Annotated in this window: 12 protein-coding genes; all 12 read left to right on the top strand. The window is 73.7% G+C overall.

Annotation, left to right across the window (positions count from 1 at the left end):
- The first annotated feature begins 34 nt into the window (after positions 1-34).
- Complete coding sequence (hisG, locus tag ACZ1IK_RS00620) at positions 35-883, top strand: ATP phosphoribosyltransferase (RefSeq protein WP_036315380.1); 849 nt, start codon at positions 35-37, stop codon at positions 881-883.
- A gap of 46 nt (positions 884-929) precedes the next feature.
- Entirely contained in the window at positions 930-1,700 is a 771-nt protein-coding gene (hisF, locus tag ACZ1IK_RS00615) for an imidazole glycerol phosphate synthase subunit HisF (protein WP_036315377.1), read from the top strand.
- Positions 1,701-1,744: 44 nt separating this feature from the next.
- Complete coding sequence (gene hisI / locus ACZ1IK_RS00610) at positions 1,745-2,125, top strand: phosphoribosyl-AMP cyclohydrolase (RefSeq protein ID WP_036315375.1); 381 nt, start codon at positions 1,745-1,747, stop codon at positions 2,123-2,125.
- Positions 2,122-3,672, top strand: a complete 1,551-nt coding sequence (locus ACZ1IK_RS00605; protein WP_101965470.1) for a chorismate-binding protein — start codon at positions 2,122-2,124, stop codon at positions 3,670-3,672. The genes hisI and ACZ1IK_RS00605 overlap by 4 nt, the downstream gene beginning before the upstream one ends.
- Positions 3,672-4,277, top strand: a complete 606-nt coding sequence (locus ACZ1IK_RS00600) for a Trp biosynthesis-associated membrane protein (RefSeq protein WP_101965469.1) — start codon at positions 3,672-3,674, stop codon at positions 4,275-4,277. The genes ACZ1IK_RS00605 and ACZ1IK_RS00600 overlap by 1 nt, the downstream gene beginning before the upstream one ends.
- Before the next feature lie 125 nt (positions 4,278-4,402).
- Complete coding sequence (locus tag ACZ1IK_RS00595) at positions 4,403-4,717, top strand: HGxxPAAW family protein (protein WP_036315364.1); 315 nt, start codon at positions 4,403-4,405, stop codon at positions 4,715-4,717.
- A 5-nt stretch (positions 4,718-4,722) separates the two neighbouring features.
- Entirely contained in the window at positions 4,723-5,529 is an 807-nt protein-coding gene (gene trpC / locus ACZ1IK_RS00590) for an indole-3-glycerol phosphate synthase TrpC (protein ID WP_036315361.1), read from the top strand.
- Positions 5,530-5,558: 29 nt separating this feature from the next.
- Entirely contained in the window at positions 5,559-6,884 is a 1,326-nt protein-coding gene (trpB, locus tag ACZ1IK_RS00585; RefSeq protein ID WP_036315358.1) for a tryptophan synthase subunit beta, read from the top strand.
- The gene (gene trpA / locus ACZ1IK_RS00580) at positions 6,881-7,687 is read left to right on the top strand and encodes a tryptophan synthase subunit alpha (protein ID WP_465098213.1); all 807 of its coding nucleotides are present in this window, start codon (positions 6,881-6,883) and stop codon (positions 7,685-7,687) included. Before trpB ends, trpA begins: the two co-directional genes overlap by 4 nt.
- Before the next feature lie 2 nt (positions 7,688-7,689).
- Positions 7,690-8,673, top strand: coding sequence for a prolipoprotein diacylglyceryl transferase (gene lgt / locus ACZ1IK_RS00575; protein WP_010078757.1), 984 nt, complete (start codon positions 7,690-7,692; stop codon positions 8,671-8,673).
- A gap of 203 nt (positions 8,674-8,876) precedes the next feature.
- Positions 8,877-13,529 (top strand): glutamate synthase large subunit, encoded by a 4,653-nt coding sequence (gltB, locus tag ACZ1IK_RS00570; protein ID WP_049147614.1) that lies wholly within the window; start codon positions 8,877-8,879, stop codon positions 13,527-13,529.
- A complete protein-coding gene (locus ACZ1IK_RS00565; RefSeq protein ID WP_010078754.1) occupies positions 13,522-14,982 on the top strand; it encodes a glutamate synthase subunit beta in 1,461 nt (486 codons plus the stop codon). Before gltB ends, ACZ1IK_RS00565 begins: the two co-directional genes overlap by 8 nt.
- The last annotated feature ends 15 nt before the right edge of the window (positions 14,983-14,997 follow it).

Genomic DNA, 14,997 nt, shown 5'->3' with positions numbered 1-14,997 from the left:
CGCCCGCCCCACCGCACCCCGAGGAGACCGACGCGTGCTGCGCATCGCCGTGCCCAACAAGGGCGCCCTGTCCGAGTCCGCCCGCGAGATCCTGACCGAGGCCGGCTACCGGCAACGCCGGGACTCCCGCGAGCTCGTCCTCGTGGACCCCGAGAACAACGTCGAGTTCTTCTACCTGCGTCCCCGGGACATCGCCGTCTACGTCGGCCAGGGCACCCTCGACGTCGGCCTGACCGGCCGCGACCTGTTCTGCGACGCGCAGGTGGGGGACACCGCCGAGGAGATCATGGCGCTCGGCTTCGGCCGCTCCGTGTTCCGTCTCGCTGCCCCCGTCGGCTCCTTCACCTCCGCCGAGCAGCTCGCCGGCAAGCGCATCGCCACGAGCTACGACGGCCTGCTCTCCGACTACCTGGCCCGCACCGGCCTGGACGCCACGGTGGTCCACCTCGACGGCGCCGTGGAGTCCTCCGTCAAGCTCGGCGTGGCGGACGCGATCGCCGACGTCGTGGAGACCGGCAGCACTCTGCGCGCCGCCGGCATGGAGGTCTTCGGCGAGCCCATCCTCGACTCGGAGGCCGTGCTGATCGGCCGCGCAGGGGAGCGCCCCGAGGGCCTCGACGTGTTGCTGCGCCGCCTCAAGGGCGTGCTCGTGGCCCGCCGCTGGGTCATGATCGACTACGACATCCGCCGTGACCTGCTGGAGGCGGCCACCGCGGTCACCCCGGGGCTGGAGTCACCGACGGTCTCCCCGCTGCGGGACGAGACGATGGTCGCCGTGCGCTCCATGGTCCGCAAGCCGGACGCCAACCGCGTCATGGACGAGCTGTACGCCCTGGGCGCCCGCGGCATCCTGATCTCCGCGATCCACGCGATCCGCCTCTGACGGCCCGCGCCGTCCCGCCCGAGCCCCCCGAGACGAAGGAGCCGACGTGAGCCTCGCCGTGCGTGTCATCCCCTGCCTGGACGTGGACGCCGGGCGCGTGGTCAAGGGCGTGAACTTCGAGAACCTGAGGGACGCGGGCGACCCGGTCGAGCTCGCTCGCCGCTACAACGCCGCGGGCGCCGACGAGATCACGTTCCTCGACGTCACCGCCTCCACCTCGGACCGCGCCACGACCTACGACGTCGTGACCCGCACGGCAGAGGAGGTCTTCATCCCGCTGACCGTGGGCGGCGGCGTGCGCACCGTCGAGGACGTGGACCGGCTGCTGCGCACGGGGGCGGACAAGGTCTCCGTCAACACCGCGGCCGTGGCCCGGCCCGAGGTGATCACGGAGATCACCCGGCGCTTCGGGTCCCAGGTCCTCGTGCTCTCCCTCGACGCCCGGCGCACGGAGGACCCGGGATGCGCTTCCGGCTATGAGGTCACCACCCACGGCGGCCGCCGGGGCACCGGCATCGACACCGTCGCCTGGTGCCGGGAGGCCTCCGAGCGCGGGGTGGGGGAGATCCTGCTCAACTCGATCGACGCGGACGGCACCCGCGAGGGCTTCGACCTGGAGATGATCCGGGACGTGCGCGCCGTGACGCGGGTGCCGCTGATCGCCTCCGGCGGCGCCGGCGAGCCCGAGCACTTCCCGCCCGCCGTCGCGGCCGGTGCGGACGCGGTGCTCGCCGCCTCCCTGTTCCACTTCGGCCCGGACGACATGCTCGCCCGCGTCAAGGACGCCCTGCGGCAGGCGGGGCACCCCGTCCGCTGACCCCGGCGGCCACGCCCCGCTCCGGCTCCCTAGACTGGACCTCCATGAGCATCTCCCCGCCCGACGACCTCGTGGCCACCGTGACCTTCGACGACCGGGGCCTGGTGCCCGCCATCGCCCAGCAGGAGGGCACCGGCGAGGTGCTCATGATGGCGTGGATGAACGAGGAGTCCCTGCGCGCGACGCTCGAGACCGGCTGGGCCACCTACTGGTCCCGCTCGCGCGGCGAGCTGTGGCGCAAGGGGGAGACCTCGGGCCACCTGCAGCGGGTGCGCGCGGTCCACGCGGACTGCGACGGCGACACCCTGCTGCTCACCGTGGACCAGACCGGCCCCGCCTGCCACACGGGCACCCGCACCTGCTTCACCGGCCGCGAGATCGTCATGCCGGCGGCCGCCGTCGACCCCGAGGAGGCCGCCCGATGACCGCCGCCACCACTCCCTCCCGTGCGGAGTTCCTGCGTCTGGCGGACACCGCCCGCGTGATCCCCGTGGTCCGCACGGTGCTGGCGGACGGCCTCACGCCGCTGGCGATCCATCGGCGCCTGGCCGGCTCCCGCCCCGGCACCTTCCTGATGGAGTCCGCCACCCCGGGCGCGGCGTGGTCCCGGTACAGCTTCATCGGGGCCGGCTCATCCGTCACCCTGACCTCGCGGGACGGCGAGGCGCACTGGCAGGGCACCCCGCCCGAGGGGCTGCCCACGCAGGGCCGCGCCCTGGACGTGCTCGCGGCATGCCTGCGCCTGCTGCGCACGGACGTGCGCGCCGAGGTCGGAGGCGTTCTGCCGCACCTCGTCTCCGGCATGGCCGGCTTCCTGGGGTGGAACACGGTTCGCGCGTGGGAGCGCCTGCCGCACCCGCCCGAGGACCACCTCGGCCTGCCCGACCTCGCGATGAACCTCGTCACCGACCTGGCCGTGCACGATGCCCTGGACGGCACCGTGACGCTGATCGCCAACGCGGTGAACGGCAACGGCCTGGCCACCGGCGCGGACCGCGCCTACGACGACGCGCTCGCCCGCCTGGATGCCATGGTCGAGCGCCTGGCCGCCCCGGCCGCGGACCCGGTCAGCGACGTCCCGCGCCGCTGGCTCGAGGCGGACGCGGACGAGGTCGCCGCCCAGGCCGAGGACCGGTGGGGTGCCGAAGGCTTCCGCGAGGCCGTCGCGAAGGCCCAGCGGGCGATCCGTGACGGCGACGTGTTCCAGGCCGTCGTCTCCCGCCGCCTCTCGGTCACCACGGACGCCACCGGTCTGGACGTGTACCGCGTCCTGCGCATGGTGAACCCGAGCCCCTACATGTACCTCTTCTCCTTCGAGACCCCGGACGGGGAGCCGTACGAGATCGTGGGCTCCTCGCCCGAGGCGCTCGTCACCGTGCGGGACCGCCGCGTGGTCACCCATCCGATCGCCGGCTCACGGCGGCGCGGGGCCACCGCAGAGGACGACCGCCTCCTCGGCAAGGACCTGCTGGAGGACGAGAAGGAGCGGGCCGAACACCTCATGCTCGTGGACCTCTCCCGCAACGACCTCTCGCGCGTGTGCCGCCCCGGCACCGTCGAGGTCACCCAGTTCATGGAGCTCGAGGCGTTCAGCCACATCCTCCACCTGGTCTCGCACGTGGAGGGCCGCATGCGCGACGACGTCGACGCGCTCGACGTCCTCCGCGCCGCCTTCCCCGCCGGCACGCTGTCCGGCGCCCCGAAGCCCCGCGCCCTGCAGCTGCTGGACGAGTGGGAGCCGACCGAGCGCGGGCCCTACGGCGGCGTCGTCGGCTACTTCGACCTGGCGGGCAACATGGACATGGCGATCAACATCCGCTCGGCCACGCTGCACCGCGGCCAGGCACATGTGCAGGCCGGCGCCGGCATCGTCGCCGACTCCGATCCCGACGCCGAGACCGCCGAGACCGTCACCAAGGCGACGGCGCCGCTGCGGTCCGTGCTGACCGCGGGCGAGCTGGGGCAGGCGTGATGCGCCGCCGCACCGTGGTCCTCGCCGCGCTGGCCGCCGGCGCGCTCGTCCTGCTCACGGCGGGCCGCACGTGGGTGACCGCCACGGGCCTGTCCGGCGGGATCGCCTCCGAGGCGACGACGTCGGGCGGCGCCGCCGCGCCCGTCGCGACGGCCATGGCCCTGGTCGTGATGGCCGGTGCCCTCGCCCTGACCACCGCCCGGCGCCTCGGCGCCGTGATCGTCGGCGTGCTCATGGCGCTGGCCGGGGTCGTGATCGCCTCGACCTCGCTCACCGCCGCCCTGGATCCGGCGACGACGGCGGCCGCCGCGGTCGCCGACGCGACCGGGACCACCGCGCTCGCACAGGACTACGCCGTGACGGCGTGGCCGTGGGTCGCGGCGGCCGGCGGCGTGCTCGCGGCGCTGTGCGGCGTCGCGGCGGCCGTGGCGGGCCGCGGCTGGCGTTCGTCCCGGCGCTACGAGAAGACGCCTGCGGCCTCCGAGCCCGGCCCGGCCGCCGCAGCGGAGCAGCCCGCGCAGTCCGCCCGCGAGGCGGCCCAGCGCCGGCGCGTGGACCAGATGGACGCGTGGGACGAGCTGTCCCGTGGCAACGACCCCACCTGAGCGCCCGTCTCTCGGCGCGCCCCACACCGCCCGGGTCGTCCCGGGTCACGCGGGCCCGGCCCCGTGCCCGCATGGCACAATGAGGGACAGTCGTCATGTACACCACGCACCAGTGAGGGACAGCCATGAGCCACACCGCGCACACCGAGCCCACCACCCGTCGCGCCGCCCGCCGCGGCGCCGTCGAGGACGTCGTCGTCACCGAGGACGGCCGGGTGCTCAACGACCCGACCCACCTCGAGCTGCCGGGCCACGGCAACTCGCCCGGCGCGTGGGCCATGGTGGCGCTCGTGCTCGTCGGCTTCGTGGCCGGCTGCGTCGGCCTGCTCGCCGACTGGAGCGTCGTCGTGTGGATCGGCCTGGCCCTGATGGCCGTGGGCGTCGTCGTGGGCATCGTCGCCGGCAAGGCCGGCGCGGGTCGCGGCCAGCACGGTCACTGATCCGCGTGTCCGTCCTCCAGGAGATCATCGACGGCGTCCGCGAGGACCTCGAGCCTCGTCGGCGTGCCGTGCCCGAGGCGCGCCTGGCCGAGCTGGTGGCCGCCGCCCCCGCGCCGCGTGACGCCCACGCGGCCCTGCACGGCGGACGCACCGACCCGGCGGGGATCCGGGTGATCTCCGAGGTGAAGCGGGCGAGCCCCTCCAAGGGCGCGCTCGCCGAGATCCCCGAGCCGGCCACCCTGGCCCGCGCGTACGAGCGCGGCGGCGCCAGCGCCGTCTCCGTGCTCACCGAGGCCCGCCGCTTCGGCGGCAGCCTGGCCGACCTGGACGCCGTGCGCGCCGCCGTCGATCTGCCGGTCCTGCGCAAGGACTTCACCGTCACCGAGTACCAGATCCACGAGGCCCGCGCCCACGGGGCCGACCTCGTCCTGCTGATCGTGGCCGCCCTCGACGACGCCGAGCTGGCCGGCTTCCTGCAGCTCACGGAGTCCCTGGGCATGCACGCCCTCGTGGAGGCCCACACGCCCGAGGAGATCGAGCGCGGCGTCGCCGCCGGCGCCCGCATCCTCGGCGTCAACGTGCGCAACCTCAAGACCCTGGACGTCGACCCGGCCCGCTACGCCGCGCTGGCCGACGGGCTGCCCGAGGACGTCGTCCGGGTCGCCGAGTCGGGCGTCGAGTCCGAGGCGCAGATCAAGGCCTACGCCGCCGCGGGCGCCGACGTCGTGCTCGTGGGCGAGGCCCTCGTGCGCCACGGCGCCCCCGAGGAGGCGCTGCGCGCGTTCCGCGCCGCGTCCCTCACCGTCCGCTGACCGAACCAGACCCGAGGAGCGTGGTCACCATGAGCGCCGACCGTCCGAGCACCGAGCCCGCGATCGAGTTCGAGGGGCCCTATCAGGGTCAGGCCGGGCCCTACTTCGGCGACTACGGCGGGCAGTGGATGCCCGAGTCCCTCATGGCCGCGCTGCAGGAGCTCACCCGCACCTACGAGGAGGCACGGCAGGACCCCGCCTTCGAGGCCGAGCTGCGGACCCTGTTCCGGGACTACGTGAACCGGCCCTCCCTGTTGAGCGAGGTGCCGCGGTTCGCCGCGGACACCCCCGGCGTGCGTATCTTCCTCAAGCGCGAGGACCTCAACCACACCGGCTCGCACAAGATCAACAACGTGATCGGCCAGGCGCTGCTCGCCCGCCGCATGGGCAAGACGCGCCTGATCGCGGAGACCGGCGCCGGCCAGCACGGCGTGGCCACGGCGACGGCGGCCGCGCTGTTCGGCATGGAGTGCACCGTGTACATGGGGGAGGAGGACACCCGTCGCCAGGCCCTGAACGTGGCGCGCATGCAGATGCTCGGCGCCGAGGTGGTGCCCGTGGCGATCGGCGCCCGCACCCTGAAGGACGCGATCAACGAGGCCCTGCGGGACTGGGTCGCCTCCGTGGACACCACGCACTACCTGATGGGCACGGTCACGGGCCCGCACCCGTTCCCCGCCATGGTGCGCTACTTCCACTCCGTGATCGGCGAGGAGGCCCGCGAACAGATCCTGGCGCAGGCCGGCCGCCTGCCGGACGCCGTCGCGGCGTGCGTGGGTGGCGGGTCCAACGCGATGGGCCTGTTCCACGGCTTCCTCGACGACCCTGAGGTGGAGCTCTACGGCTTCGAGGCCGGGGGCGAGGGCCTCGAGACCGGCCGCCACGCCGCGTCCATCACGCTCGGACGCACCGGCGTGCTGCACGGCGCCCGCACGTACCTGATGCAGGACGAGGACGGGCAGACGATCGACTCCCACTCGATCTCCGCCGGCCTGGACTACCCGGCCGTCGGCCCGGAGCACGCCTTCCTGCACGACACGGGCCGCGCCGTCTACGAGCCGGTCTCGGACACCGAGTGCATGGACGCCTTCCTCCGGCTCACGCGCACCGAGGGCATCACGCCCGCCATCGAGTCGGCCCACGCCCTGGCCGGCGCGCTGCGCCTGGCCCGCCGCTGGGCGGACGAGGGCCTCGTGGGGCCGGACGCCCCGGAGGGGGAGGAGCGGATCATCATCGTGAACCTCTCCGGCCGCGGGGACAAGGACGTCGCCACCGCGGCGGCCTGGTTCGGCCTCGGCACGGCCGCGGAGGAGAAGGACCCGCTCGAGGAGATGACCCCCGGAGAGGAGCAGTGACCGGCATGACCGTGCACTCCAAGACCGCCGCGGCCCTGGACGCCGCGAAGGCGGCCGGCCGCACCGGCCTCGTCGCCTTCCTGCCGGCCGGCTACCCGTCCGTGGACGAGTGCGTCGAGGCCGTCGTCGCCGCCGCGGAGAACGGCGCCGACGTCATCGAGCTGGGCCTGCCCTACACGGACCCCGTGATGGACGGCCCCGTGATCCAGGACGCGACCCAGGCGGCGCTGCAGGCCGGTTTCCGCGTGGCCGACGTCTTCGACATCATCCGACGGGTGACCCAGCGCACCGACGCCGCGGTGCTGGTGATGACCTATTGGAACCTCGTGGACCGCATGGGCGTCGACGAGTTCGCGCGCCGCCTCGCGGAGGCCGGGGGCGCCGGTCTCGTCACCCCCGACCTCGTGCCCGAGGAGGCCGGCGCCTGGATGGAGGCCTCGGACCGTCACGGCCTGGACCGCGTGTTCCTCACCGCGCCCTCGTCCACGGACGAGCGGGTGCGCCTCACCGTCGACTCCTCCCGCGGCTTCGTGTACGCCGTGTCGGTCATGGGCGTCACCGGCACCCGCGACGCGGTGTCCACCGTCGCCGAGACCGTGGTCCGCCGGGCTCAGGATGCCGGGGCGGAGCACGTGTGCGTCGGCCTCGGCGTCTCCCAGGCGGCGCACGTCCGCGAGATCGGCGCCTACGCCGACGGCGCGATCGTCGGCACGGCCCTGGTGCGCGCGCTGACGGACGGCGGGCCGCAGGCCGTGGGCACGCTGACCCGCGAGCTCGCCGCCGGCACGGTCCGAGAGGGCTGAGGGTGACCGCCGCCCTGGCCCCGCTCGCCGCCTTCCCCGCCCCCGGGTGGGACGGGTTCCAGCTGGGCCCGGTGAAGATCCACGCGTACGCGCTGTGCATCATCCTGGGCATCGTCCTGGCGCTGTGGCTCGCCGAGCGTCGGTGGCGCGCCCGCGGCGGCCCCGAGGACCGTGTGCTCGACATCGCCCTGTGGGCCATCCCGTTCGGCTTCGTGGGCGGTCGGCTCTACCACGTGTTCTCCTCACCGGACCGGTACTTCGGGCCCGGCTTCGACGGCACGGGCGACCCGATCCAGATCCTGTACGTGTGGAACGGTGGACTGGGCATCTGGGGCGCGATCGCCCTCGGCGCCGTGGGCGCGTGGATCGCGTGCCGCCGCTACGGGCTGCGGCTGACGGCCTTCGGCGACGTCGTCGCGCCGGGCATCCTGCTGGCCCAGGCCATCGGCCGGTGGGGCAACTGGTTCAACCAGGAGCTCTTCGGCGGCCCGACGACCCTGCCCTGGGGGCTCGAGGTCGACCCGGCCAGCCCGAACTTCCCGGCCGGCTACGCCCCGGACACGCTGTTCCACCCCACGTTCCTCTACGAGTGCCTGTGGAACCTGGCCGGGGTCGCGCTGCTGCTCCTCGTGGACCGCGCGCTGCACCTGCGCCACGGCCTCATGCTGTGGTCCTACGTCGCCTGGTACACCGCGGGCCGCACGTGGATCGAGATGCTGCGCATCGACGACGCCGAGATGGTCACGCTCTTCGGCGTCACCCAGCGGCTCAACGTGTGGACGTCCCTGCTGGTGTTCGTCATCGCCCTCGCGTTCATCGTCGGGATCCTGCTGCGCCATCGCGGCGCGGCCGCCGGCCCCCACGCCCACCAGAGCGTGTGGCGCGCCGGACACGCCCCCGAGGGCGACGACGGCGCCGCCGTCGCCGCGGGCCGCTCCGGGTCCCACGCCGTGGGCGCGGCGGAGGACGACGCCGTCCGGCGCTGACCCGCTCCCCGGCGCGCCCGCGAGGGGCGCCCGGGGCCCCGGTGTCCCACATGGTGGACATTCGGCGTGTCACAGAACGTCCGGTTCCGCACAGTGGGACGTCGCGCCCGGTAGCGTCTCTTCCACCTCGGGGCCGTCGGCCCCGAGCGTCGGGGCCAGCGCCGTCCCCGTCCGAGCCCCTGCTCTCCGGAAAGGACGGCACCATGCCCGTGGCATCCTCGCCCGCCTCGGCCCCCCGCGCGGGGGGACCGGTGGATCCCTTCGTCCGCTATGCGGACGTCCCCGCCGCCCAGGGCCTCTACGACCCGTCCCGGGAGACCGAGAACTGCGGCCTCGCCGTCATCGCCACCCTGCGGGGCACCCCGGGCCACGACATCGTCCAGCACGCGCTGACCGCCCTGCGCGCGCTCGAGCACCGCGGGGCGGTGGGCGCCGACGAGGGCACCGGCGACGGCGCCGGCCTGCTGACCCAGATCCCCGACGAGCTGTTCCGTGCCGTCGTCGACGCCGAGCTGCCCCCCGTGGGCGAGTACGTCGCCGGCACCGCCTTCCTGCCGCCCGTCGACGGCGAGCGCGCCGAGGCGAAGGAGGCCGTCGAGCGGCTGGCCGAGGAGGAGGGGCTGCAGGTCCTGGCGTGGCGCGAGGTGCCCACCGACCCCTCGGCCCTGGGCGTCGGCTCCCGGGCGGCCATGCCCGCGTTCGAGCAGCTGTTCCTGTCCCTGGCGGACGGTCAGGACGGCACCGAGCCGGGGCAGTCGCTGGACGTGCGGGCGTGGCGGGTGCGCCGCCGCGCCCAGTCCCGCGCCGGCGTCTATTTCCCCTCGCTCTCGTCCCAGACGATCGTCTACAAGGGCATGCTGACGACGGCCCAGCTGGAGCCGTTCTACCCGGACCTCTCCGACGAGCGGTTCACCACCCGGCTGGGCGTGGTCCACTCGCGGTTCTCCACCAACACCTTCCCCTCGTGGCCGCTGGCCCAGCCGTTCCGCACCATCGCGCACAACGGCGAGATCAACACGGTCAAGGGCAACCGCAACTGGATGCGCGCCCGTCAGGGCCAGCTCAAGCACCCGATGCTCGGCGAGGTCCCCGAGGACCTGTTCCCGCTGATCAGCCCCATCGGCTCGGACTCGGCCTCCTTCGACGAGGTCGCGGAGCTGCTCATGCTCTCCGGGCGCCCGCTCACCCAGGCGATCATGATGATGATCCCGGAGGCGTGGGAGAACCACGCGACCATGGACCCGGCCCGCCGCGCCTTCTACCAGTACCACTCCATGCTCATGGAGCCCTGGGACGGACCGGCCGCCGTCGCCTTCTCCGACGGCACCCAGGTGGGCGCCGTGCTGGACCGCAACGGCCTGCGCCCCGCCCGCTGGTGGGTCACCGACGACGGCCTCGTCGTCCTGGCCTCCGAGGTCGGCGTCGTGCCGATCGAGCCCTCGGCGGTGGTGCGCAAGGGGCGCGTGGCCCCGGGGCGCATGTTCCTCGTGGACACCGAGCAGGGCCGGATCATCGGCGACGACGAGATCAAGGCCGAGGTCGCCTCCGCCCAGCCGTGGGAGGACTGGGTGCGCCAGAACCTCCTGGACCTGGAGTCGCTCCCCGAGCGCGAGCACGTCCGCCACACCTCCGAGTCGATCCTGCAGCGTCAGCGCATCTTCGGGTACACCTCGGAGGAGCTGCGCATCCTCGTCGGGCCGATGGCCCAGACGGGCGCCGAGCCGCTCGGTGCGATGGGCACGGACACGCCCATCGCCGTCCTCGCCAAGCGGCCCCGGCTGCTCTTCGACTACTTCGTGCAGTCCTTCGCCCAGGTGACGAACCCGCCGCTCGACGCGATCCGCGAGGAGCAGGTGACCTCGATGCGCACCGCGATCGGCCCGCAGGGCAACGTGCTCTCCCTCGAGCAGGTGCGCACCCGCCAGGTCGACGTCCCGTTCCCCGTGATCGACAACGACCAGCTGGCCCGCATCCAGCACCTGCGCGACGCCGACGGCACCCGCCTGACCCTCAAGGTGAACGGCGTGTACCGGGTGGCCGGAGGCGTCGAGGAGCTCCGCGCCCAGCTGAAGGCGATCTGCGAGCAGGTCTCGGCCGCCGTCAACCGCGGCGTGGAGTACGTGGTGCTGTCCGACCGCGGCGCCACCGCCCAGTGGGCGCCGATCCCGTCCCTGCTGCTGACCTCCGCCGTGCACCACCACCTGCTGGCCTCGGCCAACCGCACCAAGAGCTCGCTGATCGTCGAGGCGGGCGACGTGCGCGAGGTCCACCATGTGGCCGTCCTGCTCGGCTACGGGGCCTCCGCGGTCAACCCGTACCTGGCCATGGAGTCCGCCGAGGAGCTCGTGCGCACGGGAGAGGTCTCGGGCGTCACCGCCGAGCAGGCCGTGGCGAACCTGATCAAGGCGCTCGGCAAGGGCGTCCAGAAGATCATGTCCAAAATGGGCATCTCCACGGTCGCCTCCTACACCGGCGCCCAGACGTTCGAGGCGCTCGGCCTGTCCCGGCGCTTCGTGGACCGCTACTTCGTGGGCACCACGAGCCCGCTCGACGGCGTGGGCATCGACGTCGTCGCCGCCGAGATCCAGGCGCGCCACGAGTTCGCGTATCCGCCGGACGGCAACGACATCAACCCGTACCGCGAGCTCGAGGTGGGCGGCGAGTACCAGTGGCGGCGCGAGGGCGCGCCGCACCTGTTCAACCCCGAGACCGTGTTCCGCCTCCAGCACTCCACGCGGGAGCGGCGCTACGACGTCTTCAAGGACTACACGCGTCGCGTGGACGACCAGGCGGAGGAGCTCATGACCCTGCGCGGGCTCATGCGCCTGCGCACGGGCGAGCGGCCGCCGGTGCCCGTCTCCGAGGTGGAGCCCGTCGAGTCGATCGTGCGCCGCTTCTCCACCGGCGCGATGTCCTACGGCTCCATCTCGCAGGAGGCGCACGAGACCCTCGCGATCGCCATGAACCGCCTCGGCGCCCGCTCGAACTCGGGCGAGGGCGGCGAGGACCCCGAGCGCCTGCTGGACCCGGAGCGCCGCTCGAAGATCAAGCAGATCGCCTCGGGCCGGTTCGGCGTCACCAGCCTGTACCTGGCCACCGCGACCGACCTGCAGATCAAGATGGCCCAGGGCGCCAAACCCGGCGAGGGCGGCCAGCTGATGGGGACCAAGGTGTACCCGTGGGTCGCCCGCACGCGGCACTCGACCCCGGGCGTCTCCCTGGTGTCGCCGCCGCCGCACCACGACATCTACTCGATCGAGGACCTGGCGCAGCTGATCCACGACCTCAAGCGGGCCAACCCGACCGCGCGGGTCCACGTCAAGCTCGTCTCCGAGTCCGGCGTGGGCACGGTGGCCGCGGGCGTCGCCAAGGCGCGCGCCGACGTCGTGCTCATCTCCGGCCACGACGGCGGAACGGGCGCCTCCCCGCTGAACTCCCTCAAGCACGCGGGCACCCCGTGGGAGATCGGCCTGGCCGAGGCGCAGCAGACGCTCATGCTCAACGGCCTGCGCGAGCGCGTCACCGTCCAGGTGGACGGGCAGCTCAAGACCGGCCGGGACGTCGTGATCGCCGCACTGCTCGGGGCCGAGGAGTTCGGCTTCGCGACCGCCCCGCTCGTGGTCTCCGGCTGCATCATGATGCGCGTGTGCCACCTGGACACGTGCCCCGTGGGCGTGGCCACCCAGAACCCCGAGCTGCGCGCGCGCTTCACGGGCAAGCCCGAGTTCGTCGTCAACTTCTTCGAGTTCATCGCGCAGGAGGTCCGCGAGCTGCTCTCGCAGCTGGGCTTCCGCACGCTCGACGAGGCGATCGGCCACCGCGAGCTGCTCGACGTGGACGCGGCCCTGCACCACTGGAAGTCCGAGGGCCTGGACCTCTCGGGCATCCTCGCGGACCCCTCCGTCGGCCGGCGTCCGGGCCACGAGGACGCGCCCATGCGCCGCACCACCGAGCAGGACCACGACCTCGCCTCCCACATCGACCACCGGTTCATCGCCCGGCTGGGGGACACGCTCACGACGGGCACGCCCGTCGTGATGGACGAGGCCGTCGTGAACACGGACCGGTCCGTGGGCACGCTGCTGGGCTACCACGTCACGAGCACGCGGCTCGCCGACGAGCTGGACGACGACACGATCACCGTGCGCCTGACGGGCGAGGCCGGCCAGTCCCTCGGCGCCTTCCTGCCCGCCGGCGTCACCCTGCGGCTCTCGGGCGACGCCAACGACTACGTCGGCAAGGGCCTGTCGGGGGGACGCGTGATCGTCCGCCCCGACGCCGAGGCCCCGTTCGTGGCCGAGGAGAACACCGTGGCCGGCAACGTGATCGGCTACGGCGCCACCTCGGGCCAGCTGTTCCTGCGCGGCCGCGTGGGGGAGCGGTTCCTCGTGCGCAACTCCGGCGCCACCGCGGTGGCCGAGGGCATCGGCGACCACGGCCTGGAGTACATGACCGGCGGTGAGGCGCTGATCCTCGGCGAGACCGGCCGCAACCTCGCCGCCGGCATGTCCGGCGGGCGGGCCTGGGTGCTGGACCTGGACCGGGAGGACCTGAACCCACTCGCCGTCCGCGAGGACGCCCTGATCCTCGAGGCGCCGTCCGCGCAGGACCGGCTGCGGATCGCCGAGCTGCTGGAGCTGCACCGCGCGGAGACGGGCTCCGCCGTCGCCGCCGCGCTGCTCGCCGACCTGCGGGCCGGCGGGGACGCCGCCGACGCCGCGTGGGACCGCTTCACGACCGTCCTGCCCCGGCAGTACGACCTCGTGCTGCGCACCCGTCAGGCCGCGACGGCCGAGGGACTCGACCCGGACGGGGAGGCCGTCTGGGACCGACTGCTGGAGGTGACCCGTGGCTGATCCGCGCGGATTCCTGAAGAACCGGGAGCGCGTCGAGCGCCCCACGCGTCCGGTGCCGGTGCGCATCATGGACTTCAAGGACGTGTACGTCCGCCAGGACGAGGCGATCGTGCGCACCCAGGCCGGCCGGTGCATGGACTGCGGCATCCCGTTCTGCCACTCCGGGTGCCCGCTGGGCAACCTCATCCCGGAGTGGAACGACCTGGTCCGGCGGGGACGCTGGGACGAGGCCGCCGCGCGACTGCACTCGACCAACAACTTCCCCGAGGTCACCGGGCGGATCTGCCCCGCCCCGTGCGAGGACTCCTGCACCCTGGGCATCAACCAGCCCGCGGTCACCATCAAGCAGACCGAGGTGGCGATCGCGGAGCAGATCTTCGACAACGACTGGCTCGAGCCGGTCGTGCCGGCCCGCCTGAACGGCCACACCGTGGCCGTCGTCGGCTCGGGCCCGGCGGGACTGGCCGCGGCGCAGCAGCTCACCCGCGCCGGCTTCACCGTGGTGGTCTACGAGCGCGACGAGCGCCTCGGCGGCCTGCTGCGGCTGGGCATCCCGGACTTCAAGCTGGAGAAGGACGTCCTGGACCGGCGCCTGGCGCAGATGGAGGCCGAGGGCACCCGGTTCCGCACCGGCGTGGAGATCGGCGTCGACCTGCCCTGGGACCAGCTCAAGGCCCGCTTCGACGCCGTGATCGTGGCGACCGGCGCCCCCGTGGCCCGCGAGCTGCCCGTCCCCGGCCGCGGCCTCGACGGGATCCACCTCGCCATGGACTACCTCGTGCAGTCCAACCGCGCGGTCGCCGGCGACGAGGTCCCGGACCAGATCTCCGCCGAGGGGCGTCACGTGGTGATCCTCGGCGGCGGCGACACTGGCGCGGACTGCATCGGCACCGCGCACCGCCAGGGGGCGGCGTCCGTGACGACGCTGGCGATCGGCCAGCAGCTGCCGGTCGAGCGCCCCGTCCACCAGCCGTGGCCCACGATCCCCAAGGTCCACCAGCAGACCACGGCCGACGCCGAGGGCGGCGCCCGCGCGCACCTTGCCTCCACGGTCGAGTTCCTCGGCGACGAGCACGGCCGCGTGCGCGCCCTGCGCGTGGCGGAGACCGAGTACCGCGAGGACGGCACGCGCGGGCCCAAGGCGGGCACCGAGCGCGAGGTCCAGGCGGACCTGGTGCTGCTGGCGCTGGGCTTCACCGGCATCGAGGAGGGGCTGCTCACGCAGCAGCTCGGCGTGCACGTGACACGCGGGCTCGTGGCCCGGAAGGACGGGTACGAGACCGACGAGCCGGGCGTGTTCGCGTGCGGCGACGCCGGGCGCGGCGCCTCCCTGGTGGTCTGGGCCATCGCCGAGGGGCGTGCGTGCGCGCAGGAGGTCGACGAGTCGCTCGAGCGCTGGTCCCGACTGCCGCACCCCGTGGACCCGGACGACCGCGGCCTCGTCCTCGGCTGAGTCCTCCGTCTCATC

This window comes from Micrococcus sp. CS26, assembly GCF_055522295.1.
This window is presented reverse-complemented; position numbering and strand designations above follow the sequence as displayed.

What these genes read in the sequence shown, in the direction of transcription:
- hisI (WP_036315375.1), top strand. Translation starts at nt 1,745, where the DNA reads ATGAGCATCTCCCCGCCCGACGACCTCGTGGCCACCGTGACCTTCGAC.
- ACZ1IK_RS00605 (WP_101965470.1), top strand. Translation starts at nt 2,122, where the DNA reads ATGACCGCCGCCACCACTCCCTCCCGTGCGGAGTTCCTGCGTCTGGCG.
- ACZ1IK_RS00600 (WP_101965469.1), top strand. Translation starts at nt 3,672, where the DNA reads ATGCGCCGCCGCACCGTGGTCCTCGCCGCGCTGGCCGCCGGCGCGCTC.
- ACZ1IK_RS00595 (WP_036315364.1), top strand. Translation starts at nt 4,403, where the DNA reads ATGAGCCACACCGCGCACACCGAGCCCACCACCCGTCGCGCCGCCCGC.
- trpB (WP_036315358.1), top strand. Translation starts at nt 5,559, where the DNA reads ATGAGCGCCGACCGTCCGAGCACCGAGCCCGCGATCGAGTTCGAGGGG.
- gltB (WP_049147614.1), top strand. Translation starts at nt 8,877, where the DNA reads ATGCCCGTGGCATCCTCGCCCGCCTCGGCCCCCCGCGCGGGGGGACCG.